14 protein-coding genes are annotated in these 24,222 nt (G+C 38.3%); 7 read left to right on the forward strand and 7 right to left on the reverse strand.

Annotation, left to right across the window (positions count from 1 at the left end; translation table 11 throughout):
* Positions 1–8: 8 nt before the first annotated feature.
* Both HMPREF3129_RS08210 and HMPREF3129_RS08215 read left to right on the forward strand, forming a co-directional pair.
* Positions 9–230, forward strand: coding sequence for a hypothetical protein (locus HMPREF3129_RS08210; RefSeq protein WP_004244060.1), 222 nt, complete (start codon positions 9–11; stop codon positions 228–230).
* A complete protein-coding gene (locus HMPREF3129_RS08215; RefSeq protein ID WP_223302941.1) occupies positions 196–726 on the forward strand; it encodes a hypothetical protein in 531 nt (176 codons plus the stop codon). The genes HMPREF3129_RS08210 and HMPREF3129_RS08215 overlap by 35 nt, the downstream gene beginning before the upstream one ends.
* 167 nt (positions 727–893) lie before the next feature.
* Here the strand turns inward: HMPREF3129_RS08215 and HMPREF3129_RS08220 are convergent, their stop codons facing one another.
* The 5 genes from HMPREF3129_RS08220 to acnB form a co-directional block, all read right to left on the reverse strand.
* Complete coding sequence (locus HMPREF3129_RS08220; protein WP_004248538.1) at positions 894–1,628, reverse strand: oxidative stress defense protein; 735 nt, start codon at positions 1,626–1,628, stop codon at positions 894–896.
* A 90-nt stretch (positions 1,629–1,718) separates the two neighbouring features.
* Positions 1,719–2,342, reverse strand: coding sequence for an arginine exporter ArgO (gene argO / locus HMPREF3129_RS08225; RefSeq protein ID WP_004244063.1), 624 nt, complete (start codon positions 2,340–2,342; stop codon positions 1,719–1,721).
* Positions 2,343–2,510: 168 nt separating this feature from the next.
* On the reverse strand, positions 2,511–3,371 hold the full coding sequence (gene mscS, locus HMPREF3129_RS08230) for a small-conductance mechanosensitive channel MscS (protein WP_004248539.1): 861 nt from the start codon (positions 3,369–3,371) through the stop codon (positions 2,511–2,513).
* 91 nt (positions 3,372–3,462) lie between these two features.
* Positions 3,463–3,834: a YacL family protein gene (locus tag HMPREF3129_RS08235; protein WP_004244066.1), complete on the reverse strand. Its 372-nt coding sequence runs from the start codon at positions 3,832–3,834 to the stop codon at positions 3,463–3,465.
* Between the two features lie 170 nt (positions 3,835–4,004).
* Complete coding sequence (acnB, locus tag HMPREF3129_RS08240) at positions 4,005–6,602, reverse strand: bifunctional aconitate hydratase 2/2-methylisocitrate dehydratase (RefSeq protein ID WP_004244067.1); 2,598 nt, start codon at positions 6,600–6,602, stop codon at positions 4,005–4,007.
* 673 nt (positions 6,603–7,275) lie between these two features.
* Between acnB and HMPREF3129_RS18680 the strand changes: the two genes are divergently transcribed.
* The 5 genes from HMPREF3129_RS18680 (at position 7,276) to HMPREF3129_RS19165 (ending at position 21,262) form a co-directional block, all read left to right on the forward strand.
* Positions 7,276–7,422 (forward strand): hypothetical protein, encoded by a 147-nt coding sequence (locus HMPREF3129_RS18680; RefSeq protein WP_164527127.1) that lies wholly within the window; start codon positions 7,276–7,278, stop codon positions 7,420–7,422.
* Between the two features lie 33 nt (positions 7,423–7,455).
* Entirely contained in the window at positions 7,456–7,650 is a 195-nt protein-coding gene (locus HMPREF3129_RS08245) for a hypothetical protein (protein WP_223302942.1), read from the forward strand.
* A 208-nt stretch (positions 7,651–7,858) separates the two neighbouring features.
* Complete coding sequence (locus HMPREF3129_RS18895; RefSeq protein WP_223302943.1) at positions 7,859–8,638, forward strand: hypothetical protein; 780 nt, start codon at positions 7,859–7,861, stop codon at positions 8,636–8,638.
* Positions 8,601–12,869, forward strand: a complete 4,269-nt coding sequence (gene rtxA / locus HMPREF3129_RS19160; protein WP_254668241.1) for an MARTX multifunctional-autoprocessing repeats-in-toxin holotoxin RtxA — start codon at positions 8,601–8,603, stop codon at positions 12,867–12,869. Before HMPREF3129_RS18895 ends, rtxA begins: the two co-directional genes overlap by 38 nt.
* Positions 12,870–13,204: 335 nt before the next feature.
* Positions 13,205–21,262: an alpha/beta fold hydrolase gene (locus HMPREF3129_RS19165; protein WP_254668242.1), complete on the forward strand. Its 8,058-nt coding sequence runs from the start codon at positions 13,205–13,207 to the stop codon at positions 21,260–21,262.
* Between the two features lie 212 nt (positions 21,263–21,474).
* On the opposite strand, the gene lpdA is transcribed toward HMPREF3129_RS19165, so the two are convergent.
* Complete coding sequence (lpdA, locus tag HMPREF3129_RS08260) at positions 21,475–22,902, reverse strand: dihydrolipoyl dehydrogenase (protein ID WP_004244077.1); 1,428 nt, start codon at positions 22,900–22,902, stop codon at positions 21,475–21,477.
* Positions 22,903–23,103: 201 nt separating this feature from the next.
* Positions 23,104–24,222: dihydrolipoyllysine-residue acetyltransferase (gene aceF, locus HMPREF3129_RS18910; RefSeq protein WP_049198697.1), on the reverse strand; the 1,119-nt coding region annotated here is incomplete at its 5' end.

Raw genomic sequence — 24,222 nt, forward strand, 5'->3', positions numbered from 1 at the left:
AGATTCAGATGAGCACTTTTATTCGTCGAAGTCGCAACGTTGCTCTAGCCATTGATGCTGGACGTAAAAGTGGTAGTGCTAACATAGAAGGTAATACCCCTGCTGATATTCAAGCCAGCCTGCTGAAAAGCTTAGGTGAGTTTACTGCATCTATTCCAACTACAAAACAACAACCTTACGTGAAAGGATCTCACGGTGCCAATCATAAAAAAACCTATTTCGGGCGTTGATCTCCGTGCAAGTTTTTATTTGACTTCCCAAAGTTTAGGATATCCTTCAAATAAACAGGCAATATTAATGGCTGATATTGCCACATTAATAGCTAAATGGAGGAATGGCTTAGAGGTCGAAATTTATACGGAAAATTATGAATTTAGATATGGTAGGATCAAGTCTTCACGTTTTAACGCCTCTGGTGAGGAAAGCGTATATTATGCAACTTACTTTCATACTCGTGCCAAGCCAAAGGACAATGATCCACTTCTAATAATTACTTTTGATCCCGTTGTTGGACAAGACGATTTTATGTTCATTGAGACCATTATTGATCATAGAACCTATTTTGGTTCACCGGGTGCAGGTAAAACTAAATCTCATATTGAAAGACGGTCATCTGATTTAAAACGCCGTATTGAAAATGGAAAAAAAATTAGTTCCGAACCTTCATCTTCAGTTCAAAACGTTAATAAAAATAACAATGATTCGCCTGACCAAGAAAATAAGTAAAGATGCTTTTTATATATGTAATATTTTCTGACATAAAATCATTTTAAAATATAAGCTTAATAACCATTTTTCGCACCCAAAAGAACTACCAGATCTGATCCTGCGCTATAACATAGATGTATCAGCTCACTGCTGAGCCAATACATCTTATCCTTTGATGGTAAAGATTATTTAGCTGTTTTTAATTCAAATACCACGTCAACGTAATCTTTAAACTCAATGCTTTGTTGTTGATAGGTCTCTTTTACTGCTTCCGGTGACGGGGCACTTAATGCCATAGCATCCATTTTCATTCGTGCTATTGGATAAGGTGTTGCTTCTGGTGCGCGATAACTTACGCTATAAACAGCCCCTAAATCAGCACCAAACCCTTTTGCCACTGAACTTGCCTGTTGTATGGCATTTTTAATTGCCACTTCTCGTGCTTTAGCTTTGTACTGTTCTGGATCATTAACGCCAAACTCAACGTTATTAATTTCATTTAGCCCTGCCGCTAATGCCCCATCCAGTAAGGTATTAAGCTGATCAAGTTTTTTGATTTTTACATCTACGGTTCGTGTTGCTGTATAGCCATTTATCACCGAACGTTCTGCTTTTTTATCATACTCATAATTAGGCTGTGTACGAATGTTGGCAGCATCAATATCTTCTTTCGTCACACCGTTTTCTTTTAAAAAGGCAAAATATTTTGCAACACGCTCATCCACTTGTTTTTTAGCTTGAGCTGCATCTTTTGCTTTTTCACTAACCTGAATATTAAGTGTCGCCATATCAGGAGTCGCTTTAATTGTTGCATTACCTGATGTAGTTATATGGGGTCCTTCAGGTACCGCCCCGGCTAAAGCGATTGAGGGTGCTCCAAGGGCTAACATGGATGCTAATACCATTGCTTTTACTTTCACAAAAACCTCCTGACAAAAATCATGTATGGGTATTGTCACTAAATTACGGTTATAACAACATTAGCATATCTGTTGTAAAGTTCTTTCAGATTAAAAGAGGTTTTTCCATCCCTGAGCGGCCAATTGCAGAGCAATAAACCACATCACACACCCCACAAACAAGTTGATGATACGTTGAGCGGTCACTTGGCTTAAAATAGGTGAAAACCAAGCCGCTAGTAGTGATAAAGCAAAAAACCAACTAATCGATGCGAATACCGCGCCAAAAGTAAACCAAGGACGTAATTCTGCTGATAATTGCCCTCCGATACTGCCAAGCACTACAAAGGTATCAAGATAAACATGGGGATTTAGCCAAGTGACGGCAACTAAAGTTACAATCACCCGCCAACGACTTTTCACTTGATTTTTATGTTGTGATAATTCAATCTCTTTTGTAAAAGCGGTTTTAAACGCATTCCAGCCATACCACAATAAAAAAGCCACACCGCCCCAAGTGATCAGTAATAAAAGATATTCTGATTGGCTCAGTAATGCACTTCCACCAAAGACTCCCCCGCTAATTAATATCACATCACTTAAAGCGCATAAAAATGCACTCATTAAATGGTATTGTTTTTTACTGCCTTGTTGCAAAACAAAGGCATTTTGCGCACCAATGGGCAATATCATTGCTGCGCTTAATAAAAACCCCTGAAAAAATGTTGTTAACATGCAAAATATCCTAATAATTATTCATTAAATTAAGAAAAATAATAAAAGGATTTTGTTATTAGAGGAAATGAATCATTCTTATTGATAATAAGAAAAACTAATAGCGGTAAAAATAAAAGAGCCACGCTTAATCGGTGGCTCTTGAGATGTGTTTTATAACAATAGTGCTTATTCTGCTTTCATCACGGTATTTTGTGCTTGATGCATATAGACATCCATTTGTGGGAATGGAATACCAATATTATTTGCATCTAGCGCGCGTTTAAAGTTTTCCATAAGATCCCAATAAACTGGCCATGCATCATCATTGGTGGTCCAAACACGTACCACAAAGTTTAATGAAGAAGGCGCCATTTCATGTAAACGTATTGTCACGCCTTGGTTATGTTGAATACGTTTATCTTGCGCAACAACATCACCGAGCACTTTTTTGACTTTATCAATATCAGCATCATAAGCAACGCCGACAATAATTTGTGTACGACGATTTGGCTCACGGCTAAGGTTAATAACCTCACTACTGATAATTTTGCTATTTGGAATAACAATGATCCGGTCATCCGCTGAACGTAATGTGGTCGAGAATATTTGTACATCTCGCACCGTACCTTCGACAGCACCAATCATCACGTATTCACCAGCACGAATAGGACGGAAGATAACAATTAAAACACCCGCTGCAAAGTTAGAGAGTGAGCCTTGTAATGCTAAACCAACCGCTAAACCTGCCGCACCAAGTACTGCGATAACAGAAGCTGTTTGAACCCCTAATCGACCTAATACTGCAATCAAAGTGAATGCAATAACGGTATAACGCACCAAGACAGACAAGAATGTCACAACAGTTGCGTCGATATGGCGTAACGTTAAAATTCGTGCAACCCCTTTACTGACCATTTTAGCGACAAAAAGACCAATAAATAGGATCAAGAATGCAGCAACGATATTCACAGCATATTGAATAAAGAGTTCTTGATTAGCAACAAACCAACCTGTTGCTTCATCTAAACTCGCAGGTAATTCATTCATTAGACCACCTTTTAAACTTATAATCCTAATAAAAAGAATAGCAACCAATAGTATATTGTGGCAGATTTATTTAATAAATATATGGGATTTGTTAACTTCTTCTATTTTCCAGAATAAATAACCGATATTTTTGTAGCATAGTAGCAAAATCATCTAATCCACAAAATGCGATGCTTTCATTATCGTAGTAGCTCATCCCTTCTTCTAAATCATCGGTTTCAAAATGGAGAGTATTCGCCCTTACCATAATTTCCTCATCATCAATAGATAAGCTGTATTCTTTACCAATCAATTGCCACTGTTTCTCACTGCCTTTAACTTCGTCCATCTCAGTCAAAATTTGATCGATTAAGCTGATATCACCTTGGATCTCATCATTTAACCAATAACCAATCGCTTCATGATCCATTGAAAAACGGGCCAATATACCGCCAGTAAGATCACGCTGAAATTCATAGTCCATGGTGTATGCCCCTTAAATTAGCTGTCGCCTTTTTCTATATAAAATATCTATTGTTATTATGGCAAAAATAACAAAAAAACAGGAGGCATTGCCTCCTGTTTCAGACTGCTGAACAACGTTATATGTTGGAACGCAGTTGTAATCAATTTTTAGTGAAAAATCAAACTCAGTTATACCGTGGTTTGGAAAATCACTTGTGTTGCTTTATCTGTATATTGCTCTAGTTGGTCAAAATTGAGATAACGGTAAGTATCTTCCGCCGTTTCATCGACTTTATTGATGAAATCAAGATACTCTTGTGGCTCTGGTAGACGTCCTAACAGTGAAGCCACTGCCGCAAGCTCTGCGGATGCAAGGTAGACATTCGCCCCCGTACCTAAACGATTCGGGAAGTTACGTGTTGATGTTGAAACAACCGTTGCCCCATCCGCCACTCGCGCTTGGTTACCCATACATAATGAACATCCCGGCACTTCGATACGAGCGCCACTCTTACCAAAGACGCTGTAATAACCTTCTTCAGTCAGTTGTGCTGCATCCATTTTTGTTGGTGGTGCAACCCATAAGCGTGTCGGTAATTGACCTTTATGTTGGTCGAGTAATTTACCCGCCGCACGGAAATGCCCAATATTGGTCATGCAAGAGCCAATAAAGACTTCATCAATTTTGCTGTTTGCAACTTCTGATAATAGACGAGCATCATCAGGATCATTTGGCGCGCAAAGAATAGGCTCTTTGATTTCATTTAAGTCGATCTCAATTACAGCAGCATATTCAGCATCCGCATCTGCTTCAAGTAATTGCGGATCAGCTAACCAATTTTCCATTGCCGTAATACGACGCTCAAGTGTACGACGATCACCATAACCTTCTGCTATCATCCATTTTAATAAGACAATGTTAGATTGTAGATATTCGATAATCGGTGCTTTATCTAATTTAATCGTACAACCCGCAGCAGAACGCTCAGCAGATGCATCAGCTAGCTCAAAAGCTTGCTCAACTTTAAGTTCAGGTAAACCTTCAATTTCTAAGATACGACCAGAGAAAATATTCTTTTTACCTTTTTTCTCAACGGTCAATAACCCTTCTTTAATGGCATAAAGTGGGATGGCATGAACCAGATCACGTAGCGTTACCCCCGGTTGCATTTTACCTTTAAAGCGTACTAACACCGATTCTGGCATGTCTAATGGCATTACTCCTGTAGCCGCTGCAAAAGCGACTAAGCCTGAACCTGCAGGGAATGAAATACCAATAGGGAAACGTGTATGTGAGTCACCACCAGTACCAACAGTATCTGGCAATAACATGCGGTTTAACCATGAGTGAATAATGCCATCACCCGGACGCAGTGAAACCCCTCCACGATTCATAATAAAATCAGGTAACGTGTGATGGGTGGTTACATCAACAGGTTTTGGATAAGCGGCGGTATGACAGAATGATTGCATAACCAAATCAGCGGAGAAACCTAAGCATGCTAAATCTTTCAGTTCATCACGTGTCATTGGCCCTGTAGTATCTTGAGAGCCAACGGAGGTCATTTTGGGTTCGCAATATTCACCAGGGCGAATACCATCACGACCACAAGCGCGTCCCACCATTTTTTGTGCAAGTGAGAAACCACGATCGCTCTGTTCCACTGCTTTGGCATGACGGAATAAAGTGCTAGGTGGTAAACCTAAGGCGCTACGAGCTTTTGAGGTCAATCCACGACCGATGATCAAAGGAATACGGCCACCCGCACGCACTTCATCAATCAGTACTTCTGTTTTTAGTGCAAAGGTTTCCAATAACTCATTGGTTTCATGGTTACGGATTTCACCTTTGTATGGGTAAATATCAATAACATCACCCATATTTAATTTAGAAACATCAACCTCAATAGGTAATGCACCGGCATCTTCCATCGTGTTGAAAAAGATAGGGGCAATTTTGCCACCCAATACAACTCCACCACCGCGTTTATTTGGTACATAAGGGATATCATCCCCCATAAACCAAAGTACCGAGTTGGTTGCAGATTTACGTGAAGAGCCTGTTCCGACAACATCCCCCACATAAGCCAGTGGGAAACCTTTTTTATTCAGTGCTTCGATTTGTTTAATCGGGCCAACACTACCCGGTTGGTCGGGTTCAATGCCTTCGCGGGCATTTTTTAGCATAGCTAGAGCGTGTAATGGGATATCAGGACGAGACCAAGCATCTGGTGCTGGTGATAAATCATCTGTATTGGTTTCACCCGTCACTTTAAACACGGTTACCGTGATTTTTTCAGCAAGTTCTGGACGTTCAGTAAACCATTCTCCATCAGCCCAAGATTGCATAATTTGTTTCGCGTAAACGTTGCCAGCTTTCGCTTTTTCTTCAACGTCATAAAAGCTATCAAACATCAATAAGGTATGAGAAAGTGCTTTTGCCGCAATAGGAGCCAGTTTGTCGTTATCTAGCGCTTCAATTAATGCATGGATATTATAGCCACCTTGCATAGTACCTAATAATTCTACGGCTTTTTCTGGCGTGATAAGCGGTGATGTTGTTTCACCTTTTGCGAGAGCCGTTAAAAAACCGGCTTTAACATAAGCGGCTTCATCAACGCCGGGTGGAACACGGTTAACAATTAAATCAAGAAGGAATTCTTCTTCGCCTTTTGGGGGGGACTTTAATAGCTCAACAAGTGCGGCTGTTTGTGTGGCATCGAGAGGTTTTGGAACGACACCTTCAGCTGCACGCTCTGCTACGTGCTTACGGTATTCTTCTAGCACGACTTTCTCCTCGCTTCTTTGTCATTTTGTATAACCCGGCTGTCTGCACCCTATCTAGTTGGATGCCAGGTCAGAGGATCTTTTGCTCGCATAAAACATCTATGGTTGTGAAATTATGCCCAGCTAAGGGCTATCAGCATAGCAAATTTTCAACACTATGTTAATTCGTTCACATAAAAGCAACATACAACAAACGTAAATCTCACCTTATTCATATTATGACACTCAATCTAATAGGCATTTTTCACCAGCCTCGTTTTTACCAATAAACTCAGTTAATAAATAGATATCAGTGCTACTCGGTAAACGTAACTTATCTTGTAAATTAAAGTCATTTGATTTAAGTAATAAATAACTAGAACAATAAACCTTACACATACATCCTTTAGAATTATTTTAAATAGAATGCTTATAAAAATAAACCCAACATCACCAACAAATAAAAACTTAATCAATAAACTACTATAAACCCCATATAATAATTATTTTTTGATAGAGTTTTAAAATCTAACATATTAATATGAAATAGCTTTACCATGCTAATTATTTAAACAATAATTTCATTAAGTTCATTTACAAATAGCACTTAGCAATTACGTTCAACCTTTACATTTAAAAAAAGAAAATTATCGATTTATTCATTAAAATGATTAATTATATGGAGAAAGTCTTTATGGCAATTAACGAAAAATTTGTCCAAGAAATATCAAGCATTAATTATAATAATGGTATATTTTCACTCTATTTTGTCGGTCAAGATCCTCATAAAATAGCACAAGGTATCATGCCAGAAAAAGATGAAGAATTAGCCCTAAAGTAAGTGATCCACATTCCTGCTTCTGGTTTTATTTATATGGCTTCAATAATTAAAAGCATGCTGGAAAATCCATGCATAAACAAAGAGTTTGAAAAGCTAATTGCAGCAGATCTACTTCCTATTCTTCAAAATGAAACTAATATGACTGAAAATTTTACTGCCCTTCATTTAATAAAAAAAACAAATAATAGAAGAATAATTTTATATAAGAACTTATTCATCATAAATTAACTCTTACCCTGTTTATTAATAACTGAAATAAATACAACTAATTAAAGAGAGGAAACGATTATTTACAATAATCTTCTCTCTTCAGTTTTTTTGTCTTAAAAAAGACAATTCAGTCAAGTCAGACGCTAGAAGGGTATATAGAGATGCTAGAACTACTGTATTTAAAAATTACTGTACTTTTTATTAAAAATAAGTTTGAGGGAAAATGATGTCAAAAATTTTAAAAGATTTAGAGTTTACTTTTACAGGAAAACGTTATGGTACAGATGGAAATGACGATATTGATGCCATAGGTTTTGGAGGGATCATTTATGCAGGAAAGGGACACGATACAATCACAGTCGGAACATTAGCAGTTACCGCTTACACCGGAGACGGGCACGATTTTGTCAGAGGGGGAAGTGCTTATCTTAAGATTATTGATGAGAACGGTGATTTAGATGTCAGAGGATTAAATGCATGGGGAGAAATTGAAAAGTCCGGTCATGGCGATCTGAAATATGTTGGTGCTTCTGCCGCGATTAAGATTAATCATACTGGATATGAATATGGAAATATCAATTATTCAGGAGCTGCTATTGCAAATATCATCACCCGTAAAGGCGCAATTAGTAATATCAACTACCAAGGTGCTGGCGGTTACAATCAAATTTGGCATGAAACCAATACTGGCAATATGACGTTTAAAGGGGGGGGAGGCCATAATAAATTGGTTCGTACTTGGTTTAATAGCTATCAAAATTCAAAAGGAAATATTAATTTTGAAGGATTAGGCGGAGGCAACGGAATCTTCTCTCGCGTTGAAACAGGTGATATTAAATTTACCGGAGGTGGCTTAGAAAACGTCTTAATACGCGAAGGTAAATCAGGCGATATCTTTATGTATGGAGCAGGAGCCAATAATAGGCTTACACGTATCAGCCGAAATACTGATACCTATAAAGAAACAAGTGGCAATATCTATTTTTCGGGGGGGGGGAGGTTATAATCATATCTATTCCAATATAGCACAAGGCAATATCACATTTTATGGAGCTGGGGCTTACAATGAGATCATTCGTACAACTCAAGTTCATCCTCATAATGATTTATTAGTTGAATATACGAAAGCTGAAAATATTTTTCTAACAAGTGCTTATATGTTAAATCTAGACTTAGATAAAAGTATTAATTTTCTAACAAGTGATAATAAGCAAAATTTCGAATCCGGTAAACCTGTTGAAGTAAAAGCGATTAAATCATTGCGAGAACCAAATACTTATTTGTTTAAAACACCGGGCCCTGAGGATACCAATTTATTCATATCAGACTATGGTCGTCGAGATTATACCTTTAATAAAGTCAAAATTTACAATGATCCTGAAACGGGAAAACTTCAATACGATTCCGAACTTTGGCGTATAACGCCTGATAGTGGGGACATTAGGAACATACGTTTTGATAAAAAAAATTTTGAGGATACCTATAATCTTAGTGTGGTCAATAATTGTTGGAATACATTAGAAAAACAAGAAATTATCGAATCACCACGTTTCACAAAAATAAATGCTGATAGCCACTATCAATTATCTAATTTAAAAGTATTTCAACACATTAATACAGAACAAATCCAAAGAAAGTCTCTAGAAACAATCAAGTTGGGCGTAGCACAAGAACTTTTTAAAGACGATAATTCTGCTGAATGCTCTGGTGATATCAATTTCACAGGTGGTGGCGCTGGTAATGTCATTAAATCTGATGTTACACAAGGTGATATCAATTTTACAGGTGGCGGCATAGCAAATGTAATAAAACATAACTCTAATTATGGTAATACCAACTTTACTGGTGGAGGCGCAGCCAACATCATTGTAAAAAAAGGTCAAAGAGGAGACCTAACATTTGATGGAGGAGGATTAGCAAATGTCTTACTACATCAAAGTAAAGAAGGAAGAATGAACATTAATGCTACTGGTGCCACGAATGTATTAATCCGAATTGGTGACGGTGAATATAAAGCACATCTTACGGCATTAGGGAATGTTTCTATTCACAAAGGACAAGGTGATAGTCATATCACAATGTTAGGAGGATTAAATACCCATACCCAGATTGATAGTCATCAGCGTGATAAGGCTTTATGGCGAGCATTAGGCGGACTTAATGTCATGACACAAGTCGGTGCTGGTACTATTACATCTTTACTCGGCGGCGGTGGAAATGTCCTGACTAAAATGGGTGAAGGCGACCTAAGTAGCATCATGTTAGGTGGTGCTAATATCATTACACATATCAGCAATAACAAAATAAAATCAAACACTTACACTATCACCCTAGGTGGATTAAATATTTTAACAAAAAAAGGTCAAGGTGATATTTTAGCCATAATGGGGGGAGGTGGCAATGTCCTAACACATATCGGAAACGGTAACATACATGGCGTTATGCTTGGAGGTGCCAATATCTTAACTAAAGTAGGTAATGGTGATCTTTCAGGCATTATGCTAGGTATTGGTAATGTACTAACACATGTTGGCGATGGGCAAACCCTAGGTATAATGGGCGCTGTGGGGAATATTTTCACTAAAGTCGGTAATGGAACCAGTATGGGTGCCATGGTCGGTGGTGGCAATATATTCACCCATATAGGTAATGGTGAAGCTTGGGCACTAATGGGAGGTTTAGGCAACGTCTATACCAAAATAGGCAATGGGAATACTTTGGCACTAATGATCGCCAAAGGGAATGTGTTCACTCATGTGGGTGATGGAATGTCGGTTGCTCTAATGTTAGCGATAGGCAATATAGCCACAAAAGTGGGCGATGGGCTCACCGTAGGTCTGCTGATTTCAAAGGTGGGAAATATTATGACCCATATTGGTAATAGCACCACGATTGGTTTTGCCAAAGGCAACGCCAATATCATCACAAAAGTAGGCTATGGTTTAGGCATTAATGCGGCATGGGGTAAAGCTAATATTTTCACTCATATCGGCGATGGTGAACGATATAACTTCGCCAAAGGAAATGCCAACATCATTACCAAAGTAGGTAATGGACAAGAAACCTCTGTTGTTAAAGGTAATATCAATATTATTACACACGTAGGTAGTGGAAATAATTATACTGGTGCATGGGGCAATGGGAATGTTGTAACACAAATTGGTGATAGTCGTCAGGTCGCCTTAGCAAAAGGTCATGCAAATATTGTCACTATGCTCGGAAAAGGTGACAACTATGGCATAGTTTGGGGTAAAGCCAATATTTCGACAAAAGTAGGTAATGGCACGCAAGTCACCATAGCAAAAGGCCAAGCAAATATTACAACAACCGTAGGTGATGGCCTAGGTGTTACCGTTACATACGGCAACGCAAATATCAATACTAAAGTGGGGAATGGTGTATCTGTAAACGTTGCTTGGGGGAAATATAACGTAAGTACCAAAGTGGGTGACGGCTTAAATGTTTCGGTCATGAAAGGTACCGCTAATGCAAATATCCATGTTGGTAACGGTTTAGGTATTAACGCCTCTTACGCAAAAAACAATGTCATCGTTAAAATTGGTAATGGTGATATCTACAGCTTATCGGTTGCTTCTAGTAATACTCAAAGTAATAAACTCGCTACTTTCTTCGGCAATATAAAACAGAGTGTACTTGGTATGATCGGGAGTCAGGCTATTAACTATTTAGTACAAGGTGATGATGTAACCACTTCCGGCTCCCGCAAAGGCAAAGGCGCTATTCATTTAATTGAAAAATCTTCAATCGACGGTTTCAAAATGAACAAAATCGACGAAGTGAAGAGTAACATTGATATAAATTTAAAAGGTCATATCACAGAGGTAGAAACCCCTAGTTTAAGTGATGTTAATACAGATGAATCCAACTTAACCAATAACAGTCCGAATTTGATCATAAATGGTGACTTTAAACATGGATTTAAACCTGTAACAGAAAGTTGGAATATTGCATATACTCAGGATAAAATTACAGCAATTAGCCAATATGGACATAGAGCCTCTATTGATACACCAACTAATACTAATAATAAAGATTATTGGGATGGTGGACTTATAGCAGAATACAAGGAAGAACATGAACCAAATATCGCTATATATCAAGATATTAGTGGTTTAATGCAAAATGAGGTGATTGAATTAAGTTTTGAGTATGAACGACAAGATAATACGCCAACAGAGAATAAATTAAGTGTTATCTGGAATGGTGAGGTTGTCTTCACTTCATCAAGTGATGATAAGTCAATAGCATGGCAACAACAACAAATTAAATTAACCGCAAATGCAGAAAATAATCGTCTTATTTTTACCATTCCAGGTTCTGATGGCTTGCAAGGAAATAATTACAGACTAAGAAATATTGTCGCTAAATCAGCTGTAGCAAATATAAACAAGCATATCTCAGATTCTGATGCGACAAAAAATGCCCTCGCTGACAAAAAGAAGGCAGATGCCAATCGTCAAAAACTAACTGATGAAAAACAACGCCTATTAGACCACATCTCTACCACACAGACTGAACTTGAATCGACCGATCACCTTGCACTGGAGAAAAACGGCCATAGAGAACGCGATGCCATTCTTGAAGAAGCTAATTCAGTAACACACAATTTGACCACAGTTGGTCAAACACTGGAAGTACTCAGCGAATATTCACAAGATGCCCCCCCCTCAGATCAACAATGGAGTGAGCAATTCGCGGAAGGAATTTTAAATGATGTACAGAAGAGCTTAATTAATACTAAAAAAATTGTTTCAGTGCCTGTTAATAATATTAAAACTCAGTATGTTGCAAACCTTACAAAGGTGAAAAAATCGATAAAAAAATCGGAATATGGCGTTATTCAAAGTGAAGAACATTGTCAAGAAGTGCAACTCGATACTTCCAAAGCAAAAAACGATGCAGATAAAAGATACTCAGACGCGATAGATAAAAAAAATAGTGCTCAAATGGCAGAGAAAAAAGCATCAACCATGGTGGAAGATGCGAGATCACGAGGAGATACGGAGCAAAAAACAGCGACTAGCATATCGGATAAAGCACAAAAAGAAGCTAAATCTGTTCAACTGAAAGAAAGTGATAAACCTAATCGTCACAGGGCGCATGGTAGCGGTTTATCCGGAGAAGCGGCCTATGTAGAGGGGGCTGATAATAATCCATCCAGTTATATCAAACCAATATCAACTAAAAAAATGATGGTCGTTTCAATAATAAACTGACAACATTTAATCAGGAATTACTTGATGATGCTCAGCAAGCCATTAATCGTTTAAGCATCAATGCTGGGATCCGACAAAAATCGGCAAACGTTCTTCCCTCTTTTACATCAGACCTTAATGGAGATGACGTAGCAACCTATCAACAACCTTCTCTTCGTTCAGGCAATCTTCAATATCACAAAATAGGAGCTATCGCGGTCAATCTTTCTGGATTAGGCGAAAGCCCCATTTTTGAAACGCTAAAACAAAAATTCAATGTAAAAATTAAGAATAGAAATACTTACTTTACTTTTATTTTGGAAAAAAATAGTGGTCGTATCCAAAAAAATATTTATTTGGATAACATCAATGATCCCACTCAGCAAAAAATAATAGAACACTTTATTTTAGCTAATTATTCAAATTTTGAAGCAATGCCTAATGAACTTCATTTAGAAAATGACAAAATTAAATCAAGTCATAACAACAAAGATAGGATACTTGCAGAATACGTAGAACATAAATGGCAAATGCTAACTGATTCAAAAGTCATGTCAGTTGATGAACTACATAAAGTTGCAAGTGTTAAAGGCAAAATACAAGGCGAAAGTTATAAATCAATCATTACAACTCTCTCGGAATACCATGAAAAAGAATCGAATACAAACTGCTTACCAATAGAGAAATTGAGAGTGCTAGCTCAGTTGCGAAACCAAATTGATAGTTACCTATTAGGACACCCCGACTCTGAACGCAATGATGGATTGAAACAGTTACAAACTCAAGTCAATACACGTTATAAACACGCATCGGCTTTAATACAAGATAGTCACACCATCAACGCTGATAGCAGCTTTAGTCGCTTATACGATTCACTTTCAAATGCCAATTTAAAAAGAAGTAAACACATTTATATTGATATTAACGGACACTTTGTCACTGAAGGAAAAAACAATCTGCAAGGGAAAAATAGACTAACCAGCGGAAAAGAAGTGATTGAGCGAGTAAAAAATGCCGTAGAAAAAGAATATGGCGCACCGATTGCCAATAAAGTCTTCAGTCAATTTGCAAATAATGAATTCGCTGAAAACGGCGAGGGTATTGATGTTTCAGGGTTAAAAAAAATTCACAGAGCTATTGAGCGGGAACTATCTCCTCATAGTGCAACCTTATATATCTGGAAACCAAGCAATCATAGTAATTTGGAACACGCCACACTACAAATAGGTCAAGGTCGCTTACTGTTAAACACAGAAGACGCACAAAATAATCATAAAGAAAACTACATCAGTTGGTGGCCTAACAAGGCAAAGTCATATTTTGATGTGATGGGAGTCCCCTCACAACTAAAAGAGTCGTTAGCATCGGATGTTGCAGCAGAAGAAAATGATGGCTTTGGTTTAAATTACAAATATAAACAACTAAACAGATATGACCGACTCATGAATATTGCGAAAGGTGAAACGGTCAGCACTGCAGATGATTTATCTCTTGCAGACGCAAAAAATATATTGATGATCCCTAATTATATAGAAAATTCAAATATACCTCGAACAATTGGACAACCTTTTATTGATGAATGGGTAATAACTCAGAAAAAACTCAACAACATCGCCACAAATTTTCTAGAAGCTGTACAAGGTAAATTTAGTGGCAATACCATAACTATAAATGGTGCCATGATACTATTGACAGAGCCCACGTTACTATCAAAAAGAAAAATCCCACTTTCTGTTGCACAGCCTTTTATTGAACAATGGGATAATATAAAAACACAACAAGAAGATATATCTATTCAATTATTAAAAGCGATGAAGACTTGGATACAAGAAGGTAAGGATCCAACGTTAACGAAAAAACGAATTGCTTTAGTAGAAAACGAATTTGCTGAGCAAAAACAAAAAAGTATTGACAGATTTAAAACCAGCTTACCTGATGAAGGACGAGTATTCCGTATTAATTTAGAGGGGTTAGACGTTGCTGCTATGCAAGCTGAATGGCAACGAATTAAAAATTCACCTAATGGTCGTTATCATTTATTAACCCAAAATTGTTCGAGTATCGTAGCGAAAGTTTTAAAAGCGGGTGGCGCAGATGAACTGATTGGCTATAACTGGCAACCTAAATATAATATTTGGACACCAAATCAAATGTTCGCATTTGCTCAAGAGTTACAAGAAGCGCAAATGGCACGACAACAAAGTAGAATGATTCCACCTAACTTACACGCGTTGTCAGGTTCTGAAAATATCCGTCAAGAGCTAGAAAACACCTCCCCTCTTATTTCTGCTGAACAAAAGCTCAATATTGTTTTTAGTGAACAGGAAACGGGTTTTCTACTGACACAAGCATCAGATGAAACGAATGAAAAATTTATTTATATAAAAAATGGAGATAATCAAGAACAACAAAAAATAATGAGTAATTTTATACTCACTCATTATCGTGATTTTGACTCTATCCCTGAGCAACTTTATTTCTTAGATAATACAATCGTGTCACTCGATAAAAACCATTCACGAATATTATCAGAAAAAGTCGGTGAAAATTGGCAACCTGTTGCCTATTCGAATCTAATGACTGCTGATGAATTAACCTCCGCTGCAGAGGTGACAGGAAAAGCACGCGGTGAAAATTATAAAGCGATCATTCAATCGCTTAGAGATTATGAATTACAAAGTACAAATACAAACAACACACCAATAGATATATTTCAGCAACTATCCACATTACGTATACAAATTAATAGTTATCTGCTTAAACACCCTGATTCAAAACGTAACGAAGCATTGCAACAATTACGCGACCAAGTTGATATACGTTATAAACATGCTTCTATCTTATTAAGTAATAGCCAGCAAGTTGATTCAAATAATACTTTTAGTTATTTATATGAGATTTTTTCAAATGCTAACTTAAAAATCAACAAACATATTTATCTTGATGAAAACGGCAACTTTGTTACAAAAGGGAAAAATAATTTACAAAACCAAGACAAACTTATCAGTGGTAAAAATGCAATCACAAGCATTAAAAGATTGGTCGAAAAAGAGTATGGCAGTGAAATTACCAATCAGGTATTTAATCAATTTACAGAAAATGAATTTGCCCAAAATGGCCATGGTATTGACCTGTCAGGATTGAAAAAAATTCACCAAGCAATTGAACAACAAGTTTCACCAATCAGTTCTACACTATATATCTGGAAGCCCAGCAAACATAGTCGCTTGGGGCATGCTGCGCTACAAATAGGTTCTGGGCGCTTACAATTAGATAGCGATAGTGTGCAGGATAACCATGATGATAATTATGTCAGTTGGTGGCCTGCCGGGAGCAAATCGCTCGTAAACCCACTGAATATTACAACAGAAGAAAATCCTGATTTAAAATTACGCTGGTATGATTTAAGCCAACCAGTGAGTCGCTCAACAAATTTCATGACGTTACAAATTGATATTCAAGAAGAGGAAAAGACGAATTTCAAATTAAATAAAAATGAAGGGAAAAATGACAGACAGTTAAAAGAATTTAGAGATAAAACGAATCTTACCCGAGGTCTCGAAAATATTACACCTAAAATCGCAGGCTTACTGTTGAAGGTTCCTCATTGGATATCAGAAACACATATCCCACCTGAAATTTCACACCCCTTTATTAAACAGTGGAATAGCCCAAATAGTAATCTACTTGAAGTATCAACAAACTTTTCAATCGCAGTGAAAAACTGGCTAAAAGTCGCCTTTCCAACAGCGATGATTAACCAAACCTTTGCATTGGAAATCAAGAAAATTAAAGAAATTGAAGACCGAAAAACAGAAAATTTCAAAACAAGTGTCGCTGATGATACAAATGATGGCGTGGTGTTTCGCATTAATCTAGAGGGACTTGATGCCGCCGCCATGCAAAAAGAGTGGAAGCGCATTAATAGCCAGTCTGATCCTCGTTACCAATTATTAACCAAGAACTGTTCTAGTATTGTTGCTAGAATATTAAAAGCAGGCGGAGCAGATCAACTGATTGGTCATCATTGGAAACCTCGATTTGGCATATGGACACCAAATGAGTTGTATAAATTTTCTCAAAAGATACAGGAAGCACGCTTAGCCCAAATTGCGGTACAACAAGGCAAACCTATACATTCTAATTTACAAGCATTATCAGACCACAATAAAGTGGCTATTGATAATGACGGTACATCACCAAACGAGAGAAAAAATCTTAGCCCATTAACACGTTTTTTTAATGATCATTTTTTCGGCAGCTATGAACGTCGTAGAGACATGACAACGGTGATGAGAATAAAAAATGAAGAAAAAATAACATTAAAAGGGGATGCAGGCCGTCTTACAGGATCATATTACAGAGGAAACGACAATATTCCAGAAGCTACCGATAAGAAAGTAGTACTATTTTTACATGGTTCAAATTCCCCTACCGAAAAACAATCCTCTAGTTTTTATCATTATTATAACCAACAAGGCATCGATATGTTAGCGATTAACATGCGAGGGTTTGGCGAAAGCGATGGCTCGCCAACAGAGCAAGGAATGTATGCTGATGCACAAACCATGTTCCGTTATCTCGTTAATGATAAAGGTATCGATCCTAAAAATATTATTATTCATGGTTATTCCATGGGGGCACCAATTGCGGCTAAATTAGCCAGCGATATTTCAGCTAACGGTCAGCATATAGCTGGGCTATTCTTAGATAGACCAATGCCAAGTATGTCAAAAGCAATTGAATCTTATGATGAATATAGCCTTAAGAAATTGACTGGACAACTCGCAAAAAAAATCAATGGCCAATTCTCCGTAGAAAAAAATCTACAGGGTTTCTCAAAAGATATCCCCATTATATTGCTCACTGACTGTGGCGAGCTGGGCATTAGTGGTGAAAAAATGCGCACTAAATTACTTGATAAAGGATATCTAGTTAAAGGAGAAAGAACCGATGTTTCTCATTTAGAGAGCCTTAAGTTGATGAATCAATACGGTAAACAAATAATATCAAGTTTACTATCCCCAGAGTATGTAAATAACACCAATCACAGAAATGCGTTAGATTCAATACAAAACCCGATAAAAAAGAATAAGGTGACTGATTGGGGGATGGTATATGTAAAACCCAATGATAATGGGGGTGATAGTCGTTTTGATAGCCAGATTATTATCCAAACAGAGGATGATCCGATAGTCGCTCAAGCAGCTTCGGCACTTGCCGCTAAACATGCCAAAAATAGTATCGTGGTACAATTGGATGCCGATGGTCATTACCGCGTAGCTTATGGCGACCCAGCACAACTTTCAGGTAAAATACGTTGGCAGCTTGTTGGCCATGGTCGTGAAACAACCGAAAATAATCATTTACGCCTTAGCAACTACAATGCTGATGAGCTTTCCAATCAATTGGTTAAATTCAATACCGTATTCAGCAAAGAAAATAATATCAATACAACTCCTGAACATATCAGTATTGTCGGTTGTTCATTAATAAGTAATGACAAGCAGGCAGGATTTGCCCACCAGTTTATCAATGCATTAGATCAACAAGGCATTCGTAGTAGCGTTTCTGCTCGAGTAACAGAGGTCGCCGTTGATAGCAATGGTCACAAATACACCAAAGATAACAACGGAGAGTGGGTAGCCAAACAAACCCAAAACAAGGTAGTGTTAGATTGGAATAATGAAGGCAAAATCACGACTGAATTTGAGCAAATACATAATGGTGTTGCTGAAGGTGATATTGATTTGACTAAAGTAGGTGCTTCAGCTGACAACAAAGTACGTGGCGCAATTGCAGATAATAATGAAGTCTTTACCGCCCCCAAAAAAGGTAAAAAATCAACCAAACAAAGCTCATCAGGAAGTGATAATTCATCACTAAGCTATTCTGGCAATATCCAAGTCAGTGTGGGTGACGGCGAGTTTACAACGGTTAATTGGGGAACCTCTAATCTTGGGATCAAAGTAGGTACTGGCGGATTTAAATCACTGGTTTTCGGTGATAACAATGTGATGGTACACGTTGGTAATGGTGATAGTAAACATAGTGTTGATATTGCTGGCTATCAAGCTTTCGAAGGTATGCAATTATTTGTTGGTACACGTAACGTCAGCTTTAATCTGGGGCGTAGTAATGATCTTATTGTGATGTTAGAAAAATCAATTCCAACCCCTCCACTGATCAACCCTTTTGATGGTGCTGCTAGAATCACCAAAGTTCTAGAGTCAATCGCATGCTCAGGTGAAAATAATGATAATGATTGGTTGTCGGTACAAAACGATCAGTGGACACTCGCTGGCGCTAAAAAATTTGCCATAGATATGTCAGGAATAGACCAAACGAGCAATGTTGACTATAAAACACTGACTGATCTGAATTCACAGAATAAGCGTAGTAGCCGTGGATTAAAGAGTGATCTAGAAGCCACACTAAACAAAAAATATAACCAGTGGTTAGGTGGTAGTGGCAATAACAACGAGATGGGAAAAATCAGCCGAGCTGAGCAACTTCGTCAACTAGATAGTAAAATCGCTTTTAATTTCGCCATTGGTGGTCAAGGTGCTGATATTCAAGTTACTGCCGGGAATTGGAACTTGATGTTTGGTGATAATATCCAGTCTATTATAGACACTAATCTTGGCTCATTATTTGGCTTAATGACGCAGCAATTTACAGCAACTGGTATGGTGGAAACCACCTTTACTTATACCCCCCAAAACTTACCAACTAAGTTAAAAAATAAATTGCTAGGTCGGTTAGCCAGCGTGAGTTCAGACACGACTCTGGGGGATATTTTTGGAGTAGACTCTACCACAGATGGAAAAATAATCTCTCGTAATGGTGAGCCCATTGATGTTGTCGCTATTTTGAAAGATATGCTCGCTGTAGTGACTGAGTTTGGAGGTGAAAAACTGTCCGCATTTACTGATCCGACTAAATTATTAGACAACCTCCAATCATCTATTAATCTGGGCAAGGATGGTATTATTTCATTTGCTGAAAGCCATGGTTTAAAAGAAAAAGCGACAGAAGATCAACAAAATGAATCTGAAGTTTCAATTAATGCCCAAACACCAATAACAACGAGTCAAACTGAAAATAGCAAGATCACAGAGGAAAATGATCGCCCTTTCGGCTTCAATTCGCTAAATATCCCCAATCTATTTGCCACAATCTTTAATAAAGATAAACAAACAGATATGCGTGATCTCGCAGAAAACCTCAAAGAAAATTTAGCAGCTGATGTACTGAACATGGAGAAGAAAACGCTCGATTTCTTGCGTAATAGTGGTCATTTAAAAGGCGATGGTGACATACATGTCTCTCTTGGCAACTATAATTTCAACTGGGGGGGAGATGGTAATGATCTCGGCGCTTACCTAGGAGATAATAATAATTTTTGGGGTGGGCGTGGTTCAGATACTTTCTATGCAACGGGGATCTCAAATATTTTTACTGGGGGTTACGGAAATGATCTCGGCGTCTTGATGGGGCGCTCAAACATGATGTTTGGAGGCGATGGAGATGACACTGCTATTATCGCCGGTCGGATCAATAATGTCTATTTAGGTGACGGACTCGATAAAGCATTTGTCTTTGGGGAAGGCGGTGAAATTCACACTAATGCAGGTAATGACTATGCTGTCACTACCGGTAACTACAATCGCATTTTCAGTGGTAGTGAACAAGATTTTGTTGTCACAATTGGTAACCACAACCAAATATCCTTAGAAGAAGGCAATGATTTTGCCAAAATTTTTGGTAACTACAATAGGTTGAATGGAGGGGGCGGTGATGACGAAATTCAACTAATGGGTTATCACGCCGTAGTTGATGGAGGCGATGGAAATGATCAACTAATTGCAGCTTCATTCTCGAAATTTAGCCTTCTTAATGGTAATACAGGTAATGATATTATCATATTAGGTGGATATCAGAACCACTTCAAAGGTGGAAACGGTATCGATAGCTTCCTGATTAATAATAATGTGATTGATTGTTATATAGACGATATTAGCCAAGAAGATAATATTGTACTTGGAGGTATTGATTGGAATAAATTATGGTTTGAACGCAGTGGCTATGATTTAAAGATCTCACATATTCGCTTCCCACAAAATACAGGGGAACAAGCCACATTTGAGCACATTGGCTCAACTACTTTTACTGATTATTTCAATGGTAATCAGGCAAAAATCGTTATCGCAATGACTGATAAAGATCACTCTGATCAGCGCGAATATACGGCTTTATCAAGCAATGCACTCGCTATTCAAATTCAGGCCATGAGTACATTTCCTATGAAGGCAGGCGTATCCGGATTTTTCGATAATATAAGTGATGAGGCTAAACAAATGATAGCCGTAGCTTGGACAGATACAATTTCAGGAAAAGGCATATTAGTGTAGTTTAACCATACTCTATAACTATAATAAATCCTCTCCGTTGGATATGAACTGTGACGCGAGAGGTTTTTATCTTAAGAGTACTCTCAATGGAAAAATAATATCGTATCAAATTAAATTCCTATGTTGTTTAATCCATCATAATGAAAAAAGAGCCAAGCTCATAATGAACTTGGCTCTTAACATTTACACTTTGTCTTGATTATAAAATCAACTTATTTTTTCTTTTTCGCTTTTGGATTTGGCAGGTCAGTGATGCTACCTTCAAATACTTCCGCAGCCATACCGATTGATTCGTATAGCGTTGGGTGAGCGTGGATGGTTAATGCGATATCTTCAGCATCACAACCCATTTCAATAGCTAGACCAATTTCACCTAACAGTTCACCACCGTTAGAGCCGACAATTGCCCCACCGATAACACGGTTGGTTTCTTTGTCAAAAATCAGTTTAGTCATACCATCTGCACAGTCTGATGCAATTGCACGACCAGATGCTGCCCAAGGGAAAGTTGCTACTTCATAGCTAACACCTTTCTCTTTCGCTTCTTTTTCAGTCATACCAACCCATGCAACTTCTGGCTCAGTATAAGCGATTGATGGAATAACTTTTGGATCAAAGTAATGTTTCTTACCAGAGATAACTTCAGCAGCAACGTGACCTTCATGAACACCTTTGTGTGCCAGCATTGGTTGACCAACAATATCACCAATAGCAAAGATGTGAGGTACATTAGTACGCATTTGTTTATCAACATGGATAAAGCCACGATCATCAACTTCAATACCAGCTTTACCTGCGTCTAATAATTTACCATTTGGTACACGACCGATAGCAACTAATACAGCATCATAACGTTGAGGCTCAGCAGGTGCTTTTTTGCCTTCCATTGTGACATAGATACCATCTTCTTTTGCTTCAACCGCAGTCACTTTGGTTTCTAGCATCAGATTGAATTTTTTGCTGATACGTTTAGTAAAGACTTTAACTACGTCTTTATCTGCCGCTGGGATAACTTGGTCGAACATTTCAACCACGTCAATTTGTGAACCCAACGCATGATAAACAGTACCCATTTCCAAACCGATGATCCCACCACCCATGACCAGTAAACGCTCTGGTACTGTTTTCAGTTGTAGTGCATCTGTTGAATCCCACACACGTGGATCTTCATGTGGAATAAAAGGTAATTCGATTGGACGAGAGCCTGCGGCAACGATAGCATTTTCGAAAGTGATTGTTGTTGTACCTTCACTACCTTCAACAGACAATGTATGTGAGCCTGTGAATCGAGCTTCGCCGTTAACAACATTTACTTTACGGCCTTTAGCCATGCCAGCTAAGCCACCGGTTAACTGAGAAATAACTTTGTCTTTCCAGATGCGAATTTTGTCGATATCTGTTTTCGGTGCATCAAAAACGACACCGTGTTCAGATAATGCTTTCGCTTCTTCGATTACTTTAGCAACGTGGAGTAACGCTTTAGAAGGGATACACCCCACGTTCAGACAAACACCACCTAATGTAGAGTGACGTTCAACTAAAACTGTATCTAAACCTAAGTCAGCGCAACGGAACGCCGCGGAATAACCCGCAGGGCCTGCACCGAGAACCACTACCTGTGCTTTAATTTCAGTACTCATCGTGACCTCATTATTTATTTGTCCGGCGAGTCAGACGATAATCCATATTTAACACCGAGACTTACATACCGCATGCAGTTTACAGAAATGTTAATAAACTGAAAAGCGCTCTAACATGACAGATCTCACAACCTAGAATGTATGACTGCAAAATCTGTCACGGCAATCAGAGAAACCGGCGCTTAGCACCGGTTTAGATGATTACATTACCAAACGACGTAAATCGCTCATGTACTGATTAATCAGAGTGATAAATCGAGCACCATCAGCACCATCAATCACACGGTGATCGAAAGATAATGACATTGGTAACATTAAGCGTGGTACGAACTCTTTACCGTTCCAGACTGGTTTCATCGAAGAACGAGACAGTCCCATAATCGCAACTTCTGGCGCATTAACGATTGGTGCAAAACCGGTAGTACCGATACCACCAAGGCTAGAAATAGTGAAGCATCCGCCTTGCATATCAGATGCAGTCAGTTTACCTGCACGAGCTTTCTTAGAAACTTCTGCTAATTCATAAGAGAGCTCTAAGATGCCTTTTTTGTTTACATCTTTAAAGACAGGTACAACTAAACCGTTAGGTGTATCTACGGCGATACCGATATTGATGTATTTTTTCAGGATCAGTTTCTGTCCATCTTCTGAAATTGAGCTGTTAAAGCGAGGCATATCAGCCAGTGCTTTAGCCGCAGCTTTCATCACGAAGACTAATGGCGTGATCTTAACATCCAGTTTTTTCTTCTCAGCTTCTTTATTTTGCTGTTTACGGAATTCTTCAACCTCAGTGATATCTGCTTCATCAAACAGGTTAACATGAGGGATCATTACCCAGTTACGGCTTAAGTTAGCGCCAGAGATTTTCTGGATACGGCTTAGTTCAACTTCTTCAATTTCACCAAATTTACTGAAGTCAACTTTCGGCCAAGGCAACATACCTGGTAATCCACCACCGGCATTAGCAGGTGCAGATTCAGCACGTTTAATTAACTCTTTCACATAAGACTGAACGTCTTCACGTAAGATACGTCCTTTACGACCTGTTCCTTTAACTTTCGCTAAGTTCACACCGAATTCACGTGCTAAACGGCGGATAACAGGTGTTGCATGGACATAAGCTTCGTTTTCAACAAATTCTTCTTTTGCTGCTGGTGCAGAAGCAGGCGCTTTTGCTGGAGCAGAAGGTGCTGGTGCTGCTGATGTAGACGCTGCAGGCGCTGCTGGCGCTTGTGCTGCTGGTGCGGCACCGGCAACTTCAAAGGTCATGATCAGTGAGCCTGTTTTCACTTTATCACCGACAGCAATTTTGATCTCTTT

It is taken from the genome of Proteus sp. HMSC14B05, assembly GCF_001808035.1.
Lineage (GTDB): Bacteria > Pseudomonadota > Gammaproteobacteria > Enterobacterales > Enterobacteriaceae > Proteus > Proteus mirabilis.